Below are 18,088 nucleotides of genomic sequence, written 5' to 3' on the forward strand. Positions count from 1 at the left end.
ATTCCGTCACCGAATCCTGACACTTTGAGCGCAGCAACCGCAATAGCTGACCAGTCGTTCGAAGATCAGTCGGAACGCTTGGACGATTGCATCTCAGCATGGATGCTGGAGCCATCTGTTCGGCGAGGAAGGCGAATATGGACGACGAGCTGCTCCCCCGCGACACCCTGCTCCCCCGTGCCGAGCCCGTGCGCCTGATCGATCAGGACGGCACCCGGGTCGAGGACGAGCGGTACGCCCTGCCGGAGGTCGATCGGCTGCGCGACGCATACCGCTCGCTCGTCGAAGCGCGCCGCATCAATGACCAGGCAAGCGCGCTCGTGCGCCAGGGCCGCCTTGCGGTGTATCCCTCGTCCCACGGACAGGAGGCGTGCCAGGTCGCCGCCTCGCTGGTGCTCGGCGAGCGCGACTGGCTGTTTCCCACCTATCGCGACTCGGTGGCCGTGATCGGGCGCGGCGTCAGACCGGCGGATGCCATGGTGCTGCTCGCCGGTGACTGGCACTCCGGCTACGACCCCGGCGAGCACCGCGTGGCACCGCAGGCCACTCCGCTGGCGACCCAGCTGCTGCATGCCGTCGGGTTCGCGCACGCCGCGAAGCACCGCGGTGACGACACCGTCGTGCTGGCGCTGTGCGGCGACGGAGCCACCAGCGAGGGCGATTTCCACGAGGCGATGAACTTCGCCGCCGTGTTCCGCGTACCTGTGGTGTTCTTCGTGCAGAACAACGAGTTCGCCATCTCGGTGCCCCTCTCGCGGCAGAGCGCCGCGCCTTCTCTCGCGCACAAGGCGATCGGATACGGGATGCCAGGGCAGCGAGTCGACGGGAATGACGTCGCCGCGGTGCTCGCGGTGCTGGGCGAAGCCGTCGACCGTGCACGCGCGGGCGGCGGCCCGTCGCTGGTCGAGGCGCACACTTACCGCATGCAGGCGCATACCAACGCGGACGACGACACCCGCTACCGCGAGCGCGAGGAGGTGCGGGCGTGGATCGACCGCGACCCGCTCACCCGGATGCGCGCCTATCTGGTGGCGCAGGGTGCGCTCGATGAGAGCGCCGAAGAGCAGATCGCCGCAAGCGCCGAGCAGATCGCCGCCGCACTTCGCACCGCCCTGAACGCCGACGTCGAACCGAACCCCGAGGACCTGTTCCGCTTCGTCACCGCGAAGCGCTCGCCACAGCTCGACGAGCAGTGGGCGCTGCTGCGAGACGAGATCGCCCGCTCAGCGGCATCCGACATCGCGACGACCTCAGGAGGCACCCGATGACGATCGCGCATCACGACATCCGTCTCGACGCCGACGCTCCCACCGTGCAGACCATGACCATGGCGGCGGCACTCAACCTCGCTCTCGCGGATGCGCTGCGCGAGGATCCGGACGTCGTCGTCTTCGGTGAGGATGTCGGCGCGCTCGGCGGGGTCTTCCGCATCACCGACGGGCTCACCGAGCGCTTCGGCGAGGAGCGGTGCTTCGACACCCCGCTCGCCGAGTCCGGCATCATCGGCACCGCAGTCGGCATGGCCATGAACGGCATGCGCCCCGTGGTCGAGATGCAGTTCGACGCGTTCGCGCTGCCCGCCTTCGAGCAGATCGTCAGCCACGTCGCGAAGTTCCGCAATCGCACGCGCGGTTCGATGCGGATGCCCCTGGTGATCCGCGTTCCGTTCGGCGGCGGCATCGGCGGCGTCGAGCACCACTGCGACTCCTCCGAGGCGTACTACGCGCACACGCCCGGCCTCACCGTGGTGGCGCCGTCCACTGCGCAGGACGCCTACTCCATGCTGCGCGCGGCGATCGCGTCACCAGACCCGGTGATCTTCCTGGAGCCGAAGAAGCTGTACTGGTCGAAGGGCGAGGTCGACCCCTCGCTCCCCGCCCATCTGGGGACGGCCCGCATCGCCCGCGAGGGCACGGACGTCACGGTGCTCGCGTACGCGGCCATGGTGCCCGTCGCACTGGAGGCGGCCGAGATCGCCGCCTCGGAGGGACGCAGCGTGCAGGTGATCGACGTGCGCTCGCTGTCGCCGTTCGATGACCAGCTGGTCACGGCGGCCGTGCGCGCGACCGGCCGCGCCGTCGTGGTCGCCGAGGCACCCGGATACGTCAGTGTGGCCGGTGAGATCCAGGCCAGGGTGTTCGAGCGATGCTTCGAGTACCTCGAGGCGCCGGTGCGGCGGGTGACTGGGTTCGACACGCCCTTCGCCCCGCCGAAGCTCGAGCACTTCTACCTGCCCGACGCCGACCGCATCCTCGATGCCATCGACTCGCTGCACTTCGATGACGAGCTGAGCGACGAGGATCAGGCAGAGGGGACCGTGCGATGACGACCGCGACGGCACGGGTCTTCCACCTGCCCGACCTCGGCGAGGGCCTCACCGAGGCGGGACTCGTGCAGTGGCTCGTGAAGGTCGGCGATGAGATCCGCATCGACCAGGCGATCGCCGAGGTCGAGACCGCCAAGAGCGTTGTCGAGCTGCCCTCGCCGTTCGCCGGTGTCGTGACGGCCCTGCACGGCGAGCCCGGCGAGACGATCGCCGTCGGCGCGGCAGTGCTCGAAGTCGCGGACCCTGTCACCCACGAGAGTGCCGCCCCTCCAATCCACGAGAGTGCCGCCCTTCCAACCCACGAGGTGCCAAGAACTGCGGAGTCCGCGGGCATCGCCCCCGCACTTTCCGGCCCCTCGTCGCAGGGAGCAGGGGCGGAGGCGCCGGATGCTGAGAAGGAGGCGTACCGCGTTGAGGAGCGCGCGGGCGGGACAGAAGCCGGCGGGGCGGGTGACGGCGCGGGTTCCGGCAACGTGCTGATCGGCTACGGCACCACCGCGCGAGCTGGTTCCGGCCGCCGCCGCCCCCGGGCATCCAGCTCCCCCGCTCCCGCCTCCGCCTCCGCGCCCGCCCCCGCTCCGTCGAGAGCACGGGATGCGGGCGCACGCCGGACGGTCGCGGTGCGCTCGCCGCTGGTGCGGCGGCTGGCGCGTGATCTGGGGATCGACGTGCACGAGATCGCCGGTACGGGGGCTGACGGGGCGATCACGCGGGCCGACGTGCTGCGCGCCGCCGTGGACGGGGCGGTCGACGGGGTGACCGCGACGGCGTCCGTCTCGAACGCACCCGCAGCGCCCGCAGCAATCGAGTCGACTCCGGATGCCCTCACCGTGACCTCCCGCGAGAAGCTGAGCCCACTGCGCAAGGCGGTCAGCGCGAAGCTGTCGCGCAGCCGCGGTGAGATCCCGGAGGCCACCGTCTGGGTCGACGTCGACGCGACGCGGCTGTGGCAGCTGCGCGGCGAGATGGCATCCGACGGCGAGCGCGCTCCATCGCTGACCGCTCTGGTCGCCCGGTTCGCCGTGCTGGCGCTGGCCGATTATCCGCTGCTGGCTTCACGGCTCAGCGACGACGCGAGCGAGATCATCACCTTCGACGGGGTGAACCTCGGCGTCGCTGCCGACACGAGCCGCGGTCTGATGGTTCCGGTCATCCCGCGGGCGCACGAACTGTCGGTCGAGGACCTCGACGCGCAGCTGCGCGAGCTGGCCGAGACTGCGCGCTCGGACGGCCTGCCACCCGAGCGACTGCGCGGGTCGACCTTCACGCTCAACAACTACGGCAGCCTCGGCGTCGACGGATCCGCGGCGATCATCAACCACCCCGAGGTGGCGATCCTCGGCATCGGCCGCGTGATCGAGCGCCCCTGGGTGGCGAGCGGCGAGATCGTCGCGCGTCGGATCGCTCAGCTGTCGCTGGTGTTCGATCACCGGGTGTGCGACGGCGGCTACGCGGCAGGGTTCCTGCGGCGCGTGGTCGAGCTCATCGAGCATCCGCTGCGCGCGTACGGGAGGGTCTGAGATGCCAGAGGCCTTTCTCATCGGCGGCGCTCGCACGGCGGTCGGCCGCTACGGTGGTTCGCTCGCCGGCGTGCGACCGGACGACCTCGCGGCGATCGTCGTGCGCGCGGCAGTCGATCGCGCAGGGGTTCCGGACGACGCGATCGAAGAGGTGATCCTCGGCGCTGCGAACCAGGCAGGCGAGGACAACCGCAACGTGGCGCGCATGGCCGTGCTGCTGGCCGGCCTTCCCGATGAGGTTCCGGGCATCACCGTGAACCGGCTGTGCGCCTCGGGGATGTCGGCGATCGCGATGGCCGCACAGGCGATCCGCGCCGGCGACGCCGATCTGATGATCGCCGGCGGCGTCGAATCGATGACGCGCGCACCGTGGGTGCAGGCAAAGCCCGAGCGCGCCTGGGCGAAGCCCGGCGCCGCGTTCGACACCTCCATCGGGTGGCGGTTCGCGAACCCGAAACTGGTGGCCCGCGACAAGGCGACGTATTCGATGCCCGAGACCGCCGAAGAAGTCGCGCGCCGAGACAGCATCACCCGAGAGGACGCGGATGCCTTCGCCCTGGCCAGCCAGCGCAAGGCCGCAGCGGCGGTGGATGCCGGGCGCTTCGTCGACGAGATCGTGGGCGTTCCCACGCGTGACGGCGAGTTCTCGGTCGATGAGGGTCCGCGTCGCGACACAAGCCTTGAGGCCCTCGCTGCGCTGCGACCGGTCGTGCCGGGCGGCAGCGTCGTGACCGCGGGCAATGCCAGCTCACTCAACGACGGCGCCTCCGCGGTGGTCGTCGCAAGCGGCGAGGCCGTGCGCCGGTACGGTCTGACTCCGCGGGCTCGGATCGTCGTGGCGACGACCGCCGCACTCGCGCCTGAGATCATGGGGCTCGGGCCGGTGCCCGCCACCGAGAAGGCGCTGAAGCGCACCGGGCTCGACGTGTCGGCGCTCGGCGCGGTGGAGCTCAATGAGGCCTTCGCGACGCAGTCGCTGGCATCCATCCGTCGCCTCGGGCTCGATCCCGACATCGTCAACCGCGACGGCGGGGCGATCGCGCTCGGGCATCCGCTGGGTTCGAGCGGCAGCCGCATCGTGATCACGCTCATGGGACGCATGGAGCGCGAGGGCTCCGGCCTCGGCCTTGCCACGATGTGCGTCGGAGTCGGTCAGGGCAGCGCGATGATCCTGGAGCGGGTCGCATGAGTGGCACCCGGCGCTCTGTGCGTCTTCAGGTCGCAACGGTTGCCGCTATCCGGCCCCGGGACGATCTTCAGGTCGCAACCGTTGCCGCTATTCCGACGTCGAAGCGGCAACGAGTGCGACCTGGACGATCGAGGTGGTGCACATGAGCGCCGAAGCCCTGCTGATCGAGCGTGGCGACGACCGCATCGTCGCCACGCTGAACCGACCTGAGAAGCGCAATGCGATCGACCAGGAGATGATCGACGCGCTGCATGGGCTGTGCGCCGAACTCGAGGCCGAGCCGCGCACGCTGATCATCACCGGCAGCGAGCGCGTGTTCGCCGCCGGCGCTGACATCGCCCAGCTGCGCGAGCGCCGCGCCGAGGACGCGCGCAGAGCGATCAACGCGACCGCGTTCATTCGCATCAACGAACTGCCGATGCCGGTCATCGCCGCGCTCAGCGGCCACGCGCTGGGCGGCGGCGCGGAGCTCGCCTACGCCGCAGACCTGCGCATCGCCTCTCCGAGCCTGAAGATCGGCAACCCCGAGACCGGACTCGGGATCATGGCGGCCGCAGGAGCGACTTGGCGGCTGCCCGAGATCGCGGGCCACGCCCGCGCGAGCGAACTGCTGCTGACCGGGCGCGTGCTCGACGCCGACGAGGCGATCACCTGGGGGCTGGTCTCGAGCATCCATCCGTTCGACGAGCTGCTCGCCGCCGCACACGCGCTCGCCGACCGCATCGCCGGCAACGACGCACTCGCCACCCGGCATACGAAGCGGGCCCTGCGCGCCCCGCGGCACGAGCACCCCGACATCGAGCGCGAGCTGCAGGCCGAGCTGTTCGAGAGCGACGAGAAGGTGCGTCGGATGACGGCGTTCCTCAATCGCTCCGAGGACAGGAGGGCACGGACATGAACGGTGCCGAGCAGATCGGCGTCCTCGGCGGCGGCCGGATGGGCGCGGGCATCGCGCACGCCTTCCTGCTGGCGGGCGCGCAGGTGACGGTCGTCGAGCGCGACGCCGGAGCGGCGGATGCTGCCGCCCAGCGCATCGGCGACAGCATCCGGCGCTCGGCCGAACGCGACCCCGACCTCGACTCAGCCGAGGCCGCGTCGCGATTGCGGGTCGGCGTCGATGTAGCGGACTTGGCCGATGCGTCGCTCGTGATCGAGGCCGTACCGGAGGATCGGATGCTGAAGCACGAGTCGCTTGCCCGCGTGGATGCCGTGCTCGGTGGGAGCGCGGTACTGGCATCCAACACCTCTTCGATCTCGATCGACGACCTCGCGGCTGCGGTGCGCGATCACAGCCGCTTCCTGGGGCTGCACTTCTTCAACCCCGTGCCCGCCTCGGCACTCGTCGAGATCGTGCGCGGTTCAGCGACGGACGCCGCCGTCATCGACCTCGCGCGTGGGTGGGTCGCCTCGCTCCGCAAGACTCCGATTGTCGTGCGCGACTCCCCCGGGTTCGCGTCCTCGCGGCTCGGCGTGATGCTCGGCCTCGAGGCGATTCGGATGCTGGAAGAGGGCGTCGCCACCGCCGAGGACATCGACGCCGCCATGACCCTCGGCTACCGGCATCCGATGGGACCGCTGCGCACGACCGATATCGTCGGGCTCGATGTGCGACTCGGCATCGCCGAAGAACTCGCCCGCGAACTCGGCGAGCGTTTCGCACCGCCGGCGCTGCTGCGCACGATGGTCGCCGAGGGCAGACTGGGCCGCAAGAGCGGCGAAGGCTTCTACAACTGGAACGAGGAACGATGACGACCGACATCCTGCCCAGCTACGTCCAGGGCGAGTGGTGGACGCCCTCTTCCGACACAGGCGGAACCGAGGTGCGCGACGCGTCCACCGGCGAGGTGATCACCCACGTCTCGACCGAGGGCCTCGATCTGGCGGGCGCGCTCGATTACGCCCGCACGGTCGGCCAGCGAAGCCTCGCCGAGCTGACGTTCCACCAGCGCGCGCTGCTGCTGAAGCAGTTCGCCCTCGCGCTGACCGAGCGCAAGGACGAGCTGTACGCGGTCTCGGCCCGCACGGGAGCGACGAAGACCGATTCGTGGGTCGACATCGACGGCGGCATCGGCGTGCTGTTCGCGTACTCGGGCAAGGGGCGCCGCGAGCTGCCGAACAGTCAGGTGTACGTCGACGGTCCGGTCGAGCCGCTGTCGAAGGACGGCTCCTTCCTCGGACGCCACGTGTACACGACGCTTCCGGGCGTCGCCGTGCAGATCAACGCATTCAACTTCCCGGTGTGGGGGCCGCTCGAGAAGTTCGCCCCGGCGTTCCTGGCCGGCATGCCGACAGTCATCAAGCCGGCGACGCCGACCGGGTACCTCACCGAGGCGATGGTGCGCATCCTCGTCGAATCGGAGCTGCTGCCCGACGGCTCGCTGCAGCTGATCAGCGGCAGCGTCCCCACGCTGTTCGACCACCTCCGCCTGGGAGACGTGGTCGGGTTCACGGGCAGCGCATCGACCGCCGAGATGCTGCGCAAGCACCCCGCCGTGCAGACCGGTGGCGTGCGCTTCACCGCCGAGACCGACTCGATCAACGCCTCGGTGCTGGGCACGGACGCCACCCAGGGCACCCCGGAGTTCGACGCATATGTGCGACAGCTGGTGATCGAGATGACCACAAAGGCCGGTCAGAAGTGCACCGCGATCCGCCGGGCGATCGTGCCCACGGCATCCGCCGACGCCGTCGTCGACGCCGTCCGCGCCCGGCTCGAGGCGAAGACCGTCGTCGGCGACCCGCGCGCCGAGGGCGTCACGATGGGGCCGCTCGCCTCGGTCGCGCAGCGCGACGAGGTGCGCCGGCAGGTGCAGAAACTCGTCGACGGCGGCGGGCGGATCGTGATCGGCGGCACAGAGGCGCCGTCGGTCGTGCAGGCGGACGGCACGACCGGGACCGCGCCCGACGGCGCGTTCGTCTCGCCCGTGCTGCTGCGCTTCGACGACGCGGATGCCGACGCCGTCAACACTGTCGAGGCGTTCGGTCCCGTGTCATCGCTGATCACCTACGACACGATCGCAGAGGCCGCCGACATCGTCGCGCGCGGCGGGGGCTCGCTGGTCACCAGCATCGCCACACATGATCCGGCGCAGGCCGTCGCCCTCGCGACGCGCATCGCGCCGTTCAACGGTCGGATGCTGCTGCTCGACCGCGACGGCGCGCGGGCCTCCACCGGGCACGGGTCTCCGATGCCTGGACTCGTGCACGGCGGTCCCGGCCGAGCCGGCGGCGGCGAGGAGCTCGGTGGCATCCGCGCGGTGCTGCACCACATGCAGCGCACCGCCGTGCAGGGTTCGCCTGAGATGCTCACGGCGCTGACCGGCATCTGGCACGCCGGCGCCAGCGCGAACGCCGGCGACCGGCATCCGTTCCGCAAGTCGCTCGCGGAGCTGCGCATCGGCGACCGCATCTCGTCGGATGCCCGCGAGGTTACGCTCGACGACATCGAGACGTTCGCGCACTTCACCGGCGACACCTTCTACGCGCACATGGACGAGGAATCCGCCGCGGCCAACCCGTTCTTCCCTGGCCGCGTCGCGCACGGCTATCTGCTGGTGTCGTGGGCGGCGGGCCTGTTCGTCGACCCCGAACCCGGGCCCGTGCTCGCGAACTACGGGCTCGAGAACCTGCGCTTCGTCACCCCTGTCTCGCCCGGCGACAGCATCCGCGTCGACCTGACGGCGACGCAGATCACGCCGCGCGAGACCGACGAGTACGGCGAAGTGCGCTGGGATGCCGTCATCCGCAATCAGGACGATGAGATCGTCGCGACGTACGACGTGCTGACGCTGGTGAGCAAGGAGGCGGCGGCCGAGGTCGTGACGGCATGAGGGAGATGATGCGCCGCGACGCGGCCTCGGCGATGCTCGGCATGACTGTCGATGTCGACGAGCCGGGGCGCGCGGTCGTGTCGATGACGGTGCGCGACGACATGCTCAACGGCTTCGCGATCACGCACGGAGGGCTGGTGTTCGCCCTCGCCGACACGGCGTTCGCGATCGCCTGCAACGAGGACGAGCGCGTCACCGTGGCGTCCGGCGCCGACATCGCCTTCCTGAAGTCGACGGGTGCCGGTCAGGTGCTGACGGCGACCGCGGTGCGACGGGTCGTCAGCGGACGCACCGGGCTGTACGACGTCACGGTGCGCGATGAGACCGGCGATGTCGTGGCGGAGTTCCGGGGCAGATCGATGACGACGAATCGGTCATCGGGATGATCACCAGGGCAGGAGGGTACGGCGCAGCGAGCGACGCAGCCGCTCCACGGCTTCGTGCATGACTGAGGTGCCGACGTCTTGAAACGAGCCCATCCCGCCACGGTAATAGCGGTCAGCGCTCTTGATCGCAGCCCTCAGGTCTGCCCGCGTTCGGACGCCGCCGAAAAGCTCGTCGAGCCGGTCGGCGACCTCACCCCTGCGGGCGTCACCGTCGTGCTGCGCCGCAGCCCGGAGTTCAGCGATAGCCGCGCGTATGGCCGTGAGTGTGTCGTCGTGGTTGCGCACAGCCTCAACGCTAGGCGACTCAACGGCTGTCGCGCATTACCGCGCGAGTGCGATCCGTGGACGCTGAACGCGACGGCAGCAACTGCGGGATGAGGCGAACGAAGACGACCATGACCAGCAGCTCTACGAGGGTCTGGGTCACCACCACCAGCGGCGCGAGGTCGAAGGCGGACGGCAGTGCGAGCACGAGCGGCAGGACGACGAGAGAGTTGCGGGTCGCGCCGCTGAACACGATGGCCCGACGCGCCGGCATGTCGAGACCGGCGACCCGACCGGCCACTGCGCCGAGCGGAACCATGACCGCCGCGAAAAGGACGTAGACGAGGATCGCAAGCAGGAGCAGCCCGAGGTGCCCGCCGACGTCCGCGATCTGAGACGCGACCACGAAGGCGAGCGTGACCATCATGAGCGGGACCATCGCATTAAGCACGGTGGCCTGCATGACCGCTCCCCATCGGGCTCGGGCGGCAGCGAACTGGGTGATTCCGGCCGCGACAAGGGGCAAGACGATGAGCAGCAGGAATGCCTCGACGAATGGGGCAGGGTCGATCATCTCGACAAGCTCCGTGCCGACGAACAACCAGAGGTAGAACGGCAGCAGAAGCATCTGGACGAGCATCAGCAGCGGCGCGGCCGCGAGCAGTCGCTCCTTGGCGCCTCCGGCTAAGCCGGTGAAGACGATGACGTAGTCCACGCACGGGGTCAACAGCACGAACAGCACACCGACGAGGAGCACGTGGTCGTGTGCGACGATCCGCGAAAGCAGGAACACCACGATCGGGACGAGGACGAAGTTGACGACGAGAACCGTGCACAGGAACCGCCAGTCGCGGAAGGACTGTCTGATCTGGACGAACGGCACGCCCAGGAAGGTCGAGTAGAGCAGCAGCCCGAGCGCCGGGTTGATCGCGAACTGTGCCTGATGCGCAACCGCAGGCACGACCAGCCCCACCGCGGCGCCGATCACGAGCGCTGCAAGGTAGAGCCAGATCTGAGCGCGCTCCATCCACTCGACGGTCGCTCGCATGCTCCTATTCTCGCAACGCTGCTCTCAGCTGCCGCAGGTCGTAGCGCCAATTGCGGCTGATGATGGGATTCCCTGGCGGATACTCCATGTTCACCTCGCCGAGCAGTTCGAACCCGACGCGGCGGCACAGCGCGTTCGATGCCTCGTTGTCGGTGCGGGGATACGCGTGGACCGAGTCTCTGTCGCTGTGAGCGGCCGCATGCCGCAGCACGAGTCGCACACCCTCTGTGGCGAAGCCGCGTCCTGGGACGAAGATCGTCCACCCGGCTTCGAGCACGGGTTCTCCGTCCTCCTCGACCGGCCAATATCCGATCACGCCGACGGCACGCGGATCACCGGTGACGCCACCATCGATCAGAGGATCATCGCTGGTCAGCACGAACATCGCATTGGCGCCGGTGCGCCATCCGTCCGCATACTTCGCGGCACGTGACTCGACCTTCTCGGGTGCCTCGGGCCCGCCGAGGTACGTCATGAACTCCGGTGAATTGCTCCGCATCGCGACGGGATGATCGTCGTCGCGCCACTTTCGAAGTACGAGCATGCTGCCTCGATTCCGTTCCGTACTGCCGATTGTCCTCCTGGCCTCTGACATTCATTCCGTGCTCAGAGCCACAGGTTCGGCGAAGGATTATCGCGTATTCGCAATATGTCGAAAACGCGATAATCTTGATGCATGGGTCGAGCTGCGGAAGTTCTTCGTAAGGCGCGTCGCGAGAGCGGTCTGACGCAGACTGCTCTTGCTGCTGTGTCCGGCGTACCGCAGAGCGTCATCAGCGCCTACGAGAATGGTCGGCGAGAACCATCGTTCGGCGCGCTGGATCATCTGATCAGCGCGGCTGGCCTCGCCGTCGAAGTGACACCACGCGCGCGACCTGGTTCAGCGTTGCGAGAGCGGGTACTCGAACACTCTGCGGAGTTGCACCGCGTGCTTGAGCCACTCGGCGCGCGAGAGATCACCCTCTTCGGCAGCGTCGCCCGCGGCGATGACACTGCCGACAGCGACATCGACCTCGTCGTCGATGTCGCTCCGAACATCAGTATGTTCGACCTGCTGCGCATGCAGCGCGAGGCAGAGAAGCTCCTCGGACGCAAAGTCGATCTGGTCCCCCGCGACGGGCTCAAGCCAGCCGTCGCCCTTTCTCTGGCCCGAGAGGCCGTACGCCTGTGACTCGCGCATCCACCGCCCGCCTCCTCGACATCGTGGCGGCGTGCGATGCCATCGCGCGTCACCTTTCTCGCGGTGATGCCGACGATGAGATCGTGTTCGATGCGATCCGAGTGCGGCTCATCGAGATCGGTGAAGCCGTCAAGGATCTCAATTCGTCAGTCACCGCGGCCGAGCCCGGCATCCCGTGGGCGGACGTCACCCGAATGCGCGATCATCTCGCCCACCGGCACTTCGACACGACCCACGCGATCGTCGACGCCACAGCGCGAAAGGACATCCCGCTTCTGCGGAAGGCCGCCCAGCGGCTACTCGCTGCGTCTGGCGATGCTGACGAAGTGTGACTGAGCCGCCACGTCAGCCCCGCAACGCGAGCACGAACGGCAGCACCTCGCTCGCGCCTGCCTTCCGCAGCTCGCGCGCGGCGACGGTGAGCGTCCAGCGACTGTCAGACAGGTCGTCGACGAGCAGCACGGGCCCGTCCGGCACGTCGAGCCCGTCAGCCGTGAACCGATCCCACAGGCCGGCGAGTCGGAAGACGCTGTTGCCGCCAGGCTGACCGGTCGGTCCTCCGTTCGAAAAACCGAGGGAACCCAGGTAAGGCAGCCGGCCGATCTCGGCGATGCCCCGCGCCAGAGAGTCGACAAGCAGCGGATGTGAACGCGACGGCATCCCGATGACGGCGACCGGCCGACGCTCCCAGCCCCAGTCCGCGAGCACCCGCACGCAGGCGCCGAGCACCTGGGGTGACACCGGCGCATCCGGCGTCCCCACGGCGAACAGCTCGCGCAGCGTGCCGCCCCAGCCGAGGTCGGTGAGGCGCGCCAGCGCCCGGCCCTCCCCCGCCTGCTCCTCGGCCGTGATGCGCCCCTTCACAGGCACGCCGACCCGATCGGCACCGGTGGGCCATTGCTTGCGCGGCTCGATCAGCACGCCGACGCGATCGAGCGAATGACCAGCAGCATCCGCCGCCTCCCCACCGAACTCGGTCGGGAACCACACGCCCGCACAGTTGTCGCACCGCCCGCAGGGCGCCGCGGTGTCGTCGTCGAGCGAGCGCTGCAGGAACTCCATCCGGCACCCGTCGGTCTGCTCGTACTCGATCATGTGCTGCTGCTCGGCGCGGCGTTCGGCCGCGATTCGCTCGTACCGCTCGGCGTCGTACGTCCAGGGCTGCCCAGTCGCGACCCAGCCGCCCTGCACGCGGCGCACCGCGCCGTCGACGTCGAGCACCTTCAGCAGCAGTTCGAGCGGAGTGCGGCGGATGTCGACCATCGACTCCAGCGCCGGTGTGGAGATCGGTGCGTCGCCGAGCGCGGCGATCACCCGCTCGGCGCGCTCTTGATCGGGCATGGATGCCGTCGCGAAGTAGTGCCAGATGTCGCGGTCTTCCACGCCCGGCAGCAGCAGCACATCCGCACTCTCGCTCGCACGGCCAGCACGGCCCACCTGCTGGTAGTACGCCACGGGCGACGACGGAGCACCCAGATGCAGGACGAAGCCGAGATCCGGTTTGTCGAAGCCCATCCCCAGCGCACTCGTGGCGACCAGCGCCTTCACGTCGTTGCGCTTGAGCCGTGCCTCGAGGTCGGCCCGCTCATCGGCGTCCGTCTGTCCGGTGTACGCGTGCACCTCGTGCCCGTGCTCGCGCAGCAGCCGGGCGGTGTCGACGGCAGCAGCCACCGTGAGCGTGTAGATGATTCCCGATCCCGGCAGGTCGTTAAGGTGGCTGAGCAGCCAGGCCAGACGCTGCGTCGAGCCCGGCAGGCGCAGCACACCCAACCGCAGGGATGCCCGTGCGAGCGGCCCGCGGATCGTCAGCACTCCAGAACGATCGGCAGCAGCAGAACCGGCGACAGCATCCGACTCCCCCGCACCCAGCTGCTCAGCGACATCCGCGACGACGCGGCTGTTCGCGGTCGCCGTCGTCGCGAGCACGGGAACGCCGGACGGCATGCCGGCGATCAGGTCGCGCAGGCGCCGGTAGTCAGGGCGGAAGTCGTGGCCCCAGTCGCTGATGCAGTGCGCCTCGTCGACCACGAGCATCCCGAGACGCTGCACGAGCGCCGGCAGCTGCTGCTCGCGGAAGGCCGGATTGTTGAGCCGCTCCGGCGAGACGAGCAGCACGTCGACCTCGTCGCGGTCGAGCCGGGCGAGCACATCCTGCCACTCGTGCGCATTCGTGGAGTTGATCGCGACCGCCCGCACGCCCGCGCGCTCAGCGGCGGAGATCTGGTCGCGCATCAGCGCCAGCAGCGGCGAGACGAGCACGGTCGGCCCTGCGCCCTGGCGGCGCAGCAGCAGCGTCGCGACGAAGTACACCGCCGACTTGCCCCATCCCGTGCGCTGCACGACGAGCGCACGCCGCCGCTGTTCGACGAGCGCCTCGATGGCCTCGTACTGACCGTCGTGGAACTCGGCATCCGCGCGACCGACGAGTTCGCGAAGCGCTCCCAGCGCCGCAGTTCGGGTCTCGAGATCAGCCATGCCTCCACTCTGCCGCACGCCGCCGACAGAGCATCCCTTGCACCTCCACCGCGCGCGTGCGAGAATTACTGCACGATCGGTCAGTAAACAGGAGTCGATGATGACCAGCCCCGCAGATCTCTCCGTCGTCGACGACGACACCGAAGCGCTGGCACGCTTCGACGAGCTCGTCGCGCACGAGCAGCGCATCGAGCCGCGCGATTGGATGCCAGAGGCGTATCGCAAGACGCTGATCCGGCAGATCTCGCAGCACGCGCACTCCGAGATCATGGGCATGCAGCCCGAGGGCAACTGGATCACCCGCGCCCCGAGCCTGAAGCGCAAGGCCATCCTGATGGCGAAGGTGCAGGACGAGGCCGGCCACGGGCTCTACCTCTACTCCGCAGCGCAGACCCTCGGGATCACCCGCGACACGATGACGCAGCAGCTCATCGACGGCAAGGCCAAGTACTCGTCGATCTTCAACTACCCCACGCCCACCTGGGCCGATATGGGTGCGATAGGCTGGCTGGTCGACGGCGCCGCGATCGTCAATCAGGTGCCGCTGTGCCGCGCCTCGTACGGCCCCTACGGACGCGCGATGGTGCGCATCTGCAAGGAGGAGTCGTTCCATCAGCGGCAGGGATTCGAGATCCTGCTGACACTGATGCAGGGCACCGATGAGCAGCGCGAGATGGCACAGGATGCCGTCAACCGGTGGTACTGGCCGAGTCTGGCCATGTTCGGTCCGCCCGATGACGAGTCGCCGAACTCGGCGCAGTCGATGAAGTGGAAGATCAAGCGGTTCTCGAACGACGCGCTGCGCCAGCGTTTCGTCGGGATGCTCGTGCCGCAAGCCAAGATCCTCGGCATCACCCTGCCGGATCCGAAACTTCGGTGGAACGACGACACCGGCGCCTACGACATGGGCGAGATCGACTGGGACGAGTTCTACGAGGTGCTGCGCGGCAACGGCCCGTGCAACGCCGAGCGCCTCGAGCGCCGTCGCACGGCGCACGAAGACGGTGCGTGGGTGCGGGAGGCGGCGGCCGAATACGCGCGGAAGCAGGCGCTGCGCGCGACGGAGGTGGCCTGATGTTGAACCCAGTGTCGGATGCTGAGACCTGGCCGCTGTGGGAGGTGTTCGTCCGCGCGAACCGCGGACTGAACCATGTGCACGTGGGTTCGCTGCACGCGCCCGATTCCGAGATGGCGGTGCGCAACGCCCGCGATCTGTACACCCGTCGCGGCGAGGGCGTCTCGATCTGGGTGGTGCCGACGGATGCCATCACCACGAGCGATCCGGACGACAAGGACGCGTTCTTCGAGAGCGCGGCGGGAAAGAACTACCGGCACGCGGTCTACTACACCGCCTCCGAGGGGGTGCCGCACCTGTGAGCTCCCCCGTCAAGAGCAAGAACGTCACCGTCTCGGTCGACCAGCTCAACCTGGCATCCGAGCTCTCCGGCGGCGACGCGCGCGCGGCGTCCGCCGACATCGCGGAGTACGCGCTGTGGCTGGGCGATGACGCGCTGATCCTGTCCCAGCAGCTGGGCGCCTGGATCTCGCGGGCCCCCGAACTGGAAGAGGATGTGGCGCTGGCGAACATCGCGCTCGACCTGCTCGGGCACGCCCGCTCGCTGCTGCACTACGCCGGCACGTGGGACGGGCGCAGCGAAGACGACCTCGCCTACTTCCGCGACGAGCCCGAGTTCCGCAGCGCCTGGCTGATGGAGCAGCCCAACGGCGACTTCGCGCAGACCATCGCCCGGCAGCTGTTCGCCTCGGCGTACATGTTCGAGCTGTATTCCGCGCTGCGCATGTCGAGCGACGAGACGCTGGCCGCCATCGCGGCGAAGTCGCTGAAAGAGGTCGACTACCACCGCGACCACGCCGTGCAGTGGGTGCTGCGGCTGGCAGGTGGCACACAGTTGTCGCGCGAGCGCATCATCAGGGCGATCCGCGACGTGTGGCCGTACTTGGAGGAGCTGTTTCGCGACGAGCCGCTGATCGACCGATTGGGCGACGCCGCCGCGCGACCATCCACCCTGCGCGCCGGCTTCGACGCCGTGATCGCCGAGGTCTTCCGCGAAGCGGAGCTGGAGATCCCCGACATCAAATCCTCCCGCGGGGGCGGCCGGAACGGCTCGCACGCCACACCGATGGGACACCTGCTCGCCGAGATGCAGGTGCTGGCACGACGGCATCCGGGGGCGACATGGTGACCCTCACGACACGAGAGCAACACGCGTGGCGGATCGCGGCGACCGTCGCCGACCCCGAGGTTCCCGTGCTGACCATCGAAGACCTCGGCGTGCTGCGCGCAGTCCACGTCGACGAGACCGGGCGCGTCACCGTCGAGATCACGCCCACCTACAGCGGATGCCCGGCGATGGACGCCATCCGCGACGACATCGTCCTCGCGCTGACCGCCGGCGGCTTCACCGATGTCGGAGTGCGCACCGTGCTCTCGCCCGCGTGGACCACGGACTGGATGAGCGATGAGGGCAAGCGCAAGCTCACGGAGTACGGCATCGCCCCACCGAGCGGACGCGCCTCGCACCGCCAGGGTCCGGTGCGCCTCGCGCTCAGCATCCGATGCCCGCACTGCGGCTCTCTCGACACCCGCGAGGTGTCGCGCTTCGGCTCCACCTCGTGCAAGGCGCTCTACGAGTGCCGCGCGTGCCTCGAGCCTTTCGACCACTTCAAGGTGATCTGATGGCGCTCTTCCGGCTCCCGACCGCACCGCCGCCCATCGCAGAACGCGTGCGCGTCGCCGCCCGCCATCGAACCCGCTTCCACACCCTCAAGGTTTCAGACGTGCGCCCCCTCACCAAGGACGCCGTTGAGGTCAGTTTCTCCGTGCCGCCCGAGCTCGTCGATGACTACGCCTACCTGCCGGGCCAGTACGTGGCGCTGCGCGTGCACCTGGACGGCGTCGAGGTGCGGCGGTCGTACTCGCTGTGCAGGCCCCCCACTCCAGCCGACGAAGGCGGCACGACCCTCAGCGTCGCCGTCAAACGCGATGAGGGCGGCCTGTTCTCGACCTGGGCGCAGAGCGAGCTCACGCCGGGCTTCGAGATCGACGTGATGAGTCCGCAGGGCACATTCACGACCGGACTCGCCGAGCTCCAGGGCACGCACGTCGTCGGGATCGCCGCGGGTTCCGGCATCACCCCGATGATGGCGCTCGCCAGGAGTCTGCTGACAGCATCCGACTCCACCCGCTTCACGCTGCTGTACACGAACAAGGCGACCAGCGATGTGATGTTCCTCGAGGATCTCGCCGATCTCAAGGACCGCTACCCCTCGCGCCTCGTGCTGCACCACGTGCTCTCGCGCGAGCAGCGCACGGCGCCCGTGCTGTCGGGGCGCATCGACGAGGCGCGGCTGCGGACTATCCTCGACGGGCTGATCCTGCCGGCGACGGTCGATGAGTGGTTCCTGTGCGGGCCGCTCGCCCTGGTCGACCTGTGCCGCGAGGTTCTCGCCGACCTCGGCGTGCCGCGGGAGCACGTGCGCTTCGAGCTGTTCACCACCGGCGACGAACCCGCCGAGCGCGGGCCACGCCGGGTCGAGGTGCACGCCGGCGAGAAGACGGTGCGCATCGAGATCAATCTCGACGGCGTCTCGTCCACCGTCGAGAGTCCTGTCGATGCTCACGAATCGGTGCTCAACGCCGCGCTGCGCGTGCGGCCGGATGCCCCGTTCGCGTGCTCCGGCGGCGTGTGCGGCACATGCCGTGCGCGCGTGCTCGACGGCAGCGTGACCATGACCGAGAACTACGCGCTGGAGCCCGACGAACTCGAGCGCGGCTACGTGCTCACCTGCCAGTCCCACCCCACCAGCGACCGCCTCGTGGTCGACTACGACGTGTGACCGACACCTCGC

At 69.0% G+C, this 18,088-nt stretch carries 19 protein-coding genes and 1 pseudogene; 16 read left to right on the forward strand and 4 right to left on the reverse strand.

Translation table 11 applies throughout. The annotated features are described in order from the left end of the window. Positions 1-137: 137 nt before the first annotated feature. The 8 genes from pdhA to paaI all read left to right on the forward strand — a co-directional run bounded on the left by pdhA (position 138) and on the right by paaI (position 9,251). Positions 138-1,268, forward strand: a complete 1,131-nt coding sequence (pdhA, locus tag ACQUSX_RS05565; protein WP_428905965.1) for a pyruvate dehydrogenase (acetyl-transferring) E1 component subunit alpha — start codon at positions 138-140, stop codon at positions 1,266-1,268. Next, positions 1,265-2,326: an alpha-ketoacid dehydrogenase subunit beta gene (locus tag ACQUSX_RS05570; RefSeq protein WP_428905966.1), complete on the forward strand. Its 1,062-nt coding sequence runs from the start codon at positions 1,265-1,267 to the stop codon at positions 2,324-2,326. The genes pdhA and ACQUSX_RS05570 overlap by 4 nt, the downstream gene beginning before the upstream one ends. Next, positions 2,323-3,846, forward strand: a complete 1,524-nt coding sequence (locus ACQUSX_RS05575) for a dihydrolipoamide acetyltransferase family protein (RefSeq protein WP_428905967.1) — start codon at positions 2,323-2,325, stop codon at positions 3,844-3,846. Before ACQUSX_RS05570 ends, ACQUSX_RS05575 begins: the two co-directional genes overlap by 4 nt. Position 3,847: 1 nt before the next feature. Further along, on the forward strand, positions 3,848-5,035 hold the full coding sequence (locus tag ACQUSX_RS05580) for a thiolase family protein (protein ID WP_428905968.1): 1,188 nt from the start codon (positions 3,848-3,850) through the stop codon (positions 5,033-5,035). 142 nt (positions 5,036-5,177) lie between these two features. Next, the gene (locus ACQUSX_RS05585; protein WP_428905969.1) at positions 5,178-5,933 is read left to right on the forward strand and encodes an enoyl-CoA hydratase/isomerase family protein; all 756 of its coding nucleotides are present in this window, start codon (positions 5,178-5,180) and stop codon (positions 5,931-5,933) included. Beyond that, the gene (locus tag ACQUSX_RS05590; protein ID WP_428905970.1) at positions 5,930-6,784 is read left to right on the forward strand and encodes a 3-hydroxyacyl-CoA dehydrogenase family protein; all 855 of its coding nucleotides are present in this window, start codon (positions 5,930-5,932) and stop codon (positions 6,782-6,784) included. Before ACQUSX_RS05585 ends, ACQUSX_RS05590 begins: the two co-directional genes overlap by 4 nt. Continuing rightward, complete coding sequence (gene paaZ / locus ACQUSX_RS05595) at positions 6,781-8,865, forward strand: phenylacetic acid degradation bifunctional protein PaaZ (RefSeq protein WP_428905971.1); 2,085 nt, start codon at positions 6,781-6,783, stop codon at positions 8,863-8,865. Before ACQUSX_RS05590 ends, paaZ begins: the two co-directional genes overlap by 4 nt. Before the next feature lie 8 nt (positions 8,866-8,873). Next, on the forward strand, positions 8,874-9,251 hold the full coding sequence (paaI, locus tag ACQUSX_RS05600; RefSeq protein ID WP_428929953.1) for a hydroxyphenylacetyl-CoA thioesterase PaaI: 378 nt from the start codon (positions 8,874-8,876) through the stop codon (positions 9,249-9,251). Here paaI and ACQUSX_RS05605 read toward each other — a convergent pair whose 3' ends face one another. From ACQUSX_RS05605 to ACQUSX_RS05615, 3 genes are read right to left on the reverse strand one after another with little or no spacing between them, the layout of a single operon-like run. Next, on the reverse strand, positions 9,252-9,536 hold the full coding sequence (locus ACQUSX_RS05605; RefSeq protein WP_428905973.1) for a hypothetical protein: 285 nt from the start codon (positions 9,534-9,536) through the stop codon (positions 9,252-9,254). A 19-nt stretch (positions 9,537-9,555) separates the two neighbouring features. After that, positions 9,556-10,563, reverse strand: a complete 1,008-nt coding sequence (locus tag ACQUSX_RS05610; RefSeq protein WP_428905974.1) for an arsenic resistance protein — start codon at positions 10,561-10,563, stop codon at positions 9,556-9,558. A gap of 4 nt (positions 10,564-10,567) precedes the next feature. Beyond that, positions 10,568-11,158, reverse strand: a complete 591-nt coding sequence (locus ACQUSX_RS05615) for a GNAT family N-acetyltransferase (protein ID WP_428929954.1) — start codon at positions 11,156-11,158, stop codon at positions 10,568-10,570. An 81-nt stretch (positions 11,159-11,239) separates the two neighbouring features. On the opposite strand from ACQUSX_RS05615, the pseudogene ACQUSX_RS05620 reads away from it, so the two are divergent. From ACQUSX_RS05620 to ACQUSX_RS05630, 3 genes and pseudogenes are all read left to right on the forward strand, one after another. After that, positions 11,240-11,410: pseudogene (locus ACQUSX_RS05620) on the forward strand (helix-turn-helix domain-containing protein); the annotation flags it as partial. 81 nt (positions 11,411-11,491) lie between these two features. Then, positions 11,492-11,734, forward strand: a complete 243-nt coding sequence (locus tag ACQUSX_RS05625; protein WP_428929980.1) for a nucleotidyltransferase family protein — start codon at positions 11,492-11,494, stop codon at positions 11,732-11,734. After that, positions 11,731-12,075 (forward strand): HepT-like ribonuclease domain-containing protein, encoded by a 345-nt coding sequence (locus tag ACQUSX_RS05630; RefSeq protein ID WP_428905977.1) that lies wholly within the window; start codon positions 11,731-11,733, stop codon positions 12,073-12,075. Before ACQUSX_RS05625 ends, ACQUSX_RS05630 begins: the two co-directional genes overlap by 4 nt. A 13-nt stretch (positions 12,076-12,088) precedes the next feature. On the opposite strand, the gene ACQUSX_RS05635 is transcribed toward ACQUSX_RS05630, so the two are convergent. Beyond that, complete coding sequence (locus tag ACQUSX_RS05635; protein WP_428905978.1) at positions 12,089-14,218, reverse strand: RecQ family ATP-dependent DNA helicase; 2,130 nt, start codon at positions 14,216-14,218, stop codon at positions 12,089-12,091. 100 nt (positions 14,219-14,318) lie between these two features. Here ACQUSX_RS05635 and paaA point away from each other — a divergent pair, with 100 nt between their 5' ends. From paaA to paaE, 5 genes are read left to right on the forward strand one after another with little or no spacing between them, the layout of a single operon-like run. Beyond that, positions 14,319-15,293, forward strand: a complete 975-nt coding sequence (paaA, locus tag ACQUSX_RS05640) for a 1,2-phenylacetyl-CoA epoxidase subunit PaaA (RefSeq protein WP_428905979.1) — start codon at positions 14,319-14,321, stop codon at positions 15,291-15,293. Next, positions 15,293-15,595 carry a 1,2-phenylacetyl-CoA epoxidase subunit PaaB gene (paaB, locus tag ACQUSX_RS05645; RefSeq protein ID WP_428905980.1) on the forward strand — a complete coding sequence of 101 codons (303 nt, stop codon included), beginning with the start codon at positions 15,293-15,295 and terminating at the stop codon, positions 15,593-15,595. Before paaA ends, paaB begins: the two co-directional genes overlap by 1 nt. Continuing rightward, on the forward strand, positions 15,592-16,422 hold the full coding sequence (gene paaC / locus ACQUSX_RS05650) for a 1,2-phenylacetyl-CoA epoxidase subunit PaaC (RefSeq protein ID WP_428905981.1): 831 nt from the start codon (positions 15,592-15,594) through the stop codon (positions 16,420-16,422). Before paaB ends, paaC begins: the two co-directional genes overlap by 4 nt. Beyond that, entirely contained in the window at positions 16,416-16,916 is a 501-nt protein-coding gene (gene paaD, locus ACQUSX_RS05655; protein ID WP_428905982.1) for a 1,2-phenylacetyl-CoA epoxidase subunit PaaD, read from the forward strand. Before paaC ends, paaD begins: the two co-directional genes overlap by 7 nt. Then, on the forward strand, positions 16,916-18,076 hold the full coding sequence (paaE, locus tag ACQUSX_RS05660; RefSeq protein ID WP_428905983.1) for a 1,2-phenylacetyl-CoA epoxidase subunit PaaE: 1,161 nt from the start codon (positions 16,916-16,918) through the stop codon (positions 18,074-18,076). The genes paaD and paaE overlap by 1 nt, the downstream gene beginning before the upstream one ends. Positions 18,077-18,088 lie beyond the last annotated feature (12 nt).

This window comes from Microbacterium alcoholitolerans, from assembly GCF_050408615.1.
In the GTDB taxonomy this organism is placed as follows: Bacteria; Actinomycetota; Actinomycetes; order Actinomycetales; family Microbacteriaceae; genus Microbacterium.

Excerpts from the sequence above, each read along its gene's own strand:
- pdhA (WP_428905965.1), top strand. The coding sequence starts at position 138 with ATGGACGACGAGCTGCTCCCCCGCGACACCCTGCTCCCCCGTGCCGAG.
- ACQUSX_RS05570 (WP_428905966.1), top strand. The coding sequence starts at position 1,265 with ATGACGATCGCGCATCACGACATCCGTCTCGACGCCGACGCTCCCACC.
- ACQUSX_RS05575 (WP_428905967.1), top strand. The coding sequence starts at position 2,323 with ATGACGACCGCGACGGCACGGGTCTTCCACCTGCCCGACCTCGGCGAG.
- ACQUSX_RS05580 (WP_428905968.1), top strand. The coding sequence starts at position 3,848 with ATGCCAGAGGCCTTTCTCATCGGCGGCGCTCGCACGGCGGTCGGCCGC.
- ACQUSX_RS05585 (WP_428905969.1), top strand. The coding sequence starts at position 5,178 with ATGAGCGCCGAAGCCCTGCTGATCGAGCGTGGCGACGACCGCATCGTC.
- ACQUSX_RS05590 (WP_428905970.1), top strand. The coding sequence starts at position 5,930 with ATGAACGGTGCCGAGCAGATCGGCGTCCTCGGCGGCGGCCGGATGGGC.
- paaZ (WP_428905971.1), top strand. The coding sequence starts at position 6,781 with ATGACGACCGACATCCTGCCCAGCTACGTCCAGGGCGAGTGGTGGACG.
- paaI (WP_428929953.1), top strand. The coding sequence starts at position 8,874 with ATGCGCCGCGACGCGGCCTCGGCGATGCTCGGCATGACTGTCGATGTC.
- ACQUSX_RS05610 (WP_428905974.1), bottom strand. The coding sequence starts at position 10,563 with ATGCGAGCGACCGTCGAGTGGATGGAGCGCGCTCAGATCTGGCTCTAC.
- ACQUSX_RS05615 (WP_428929954.1), bottom strand. The coding sequence starts at position 11,158 with ATGTCAGAGGCCAGGAGGACAATCGGCAGTACGGAACGGAATCGAGGC.
- ACQUSX_RS05635 (WP_428905978.1), bottom strand. The coding sequence starts at position 14,218 with ATGGCTGATCTCGAGACCCGAACTGCGGCGCTGGGAGCGCTTCGCGAA.
- paaA (WP_428905979.1), top strand. The coding sequence starts at position 14,319 with ATGACCAGCCCCGCAGATCTCTCCGTCGTCGACGACGACACCGAAGCG.
- paaB (WP_428905980.1), top strand. The coding sequence starts at position 15,293 with ATGTTGAACCCAGTGTCGGATGCTGAGACCTGGCCGCTGTGGGAGGTG.
- paaD (WP_428905982.1), top strand. The coding sequence starts at position 16,416 with ATGGTGACCCTCACGACACGAGAGCAACACGCGTGGCGGATCGCGGCG.
- paaE (WP_428905983.1), top strand. The coding sequence starts at position 16,916 with ATGGCGCTCTTCCGGCTCCCGACCGCACCGCCGCCCATCGCAGAACGC.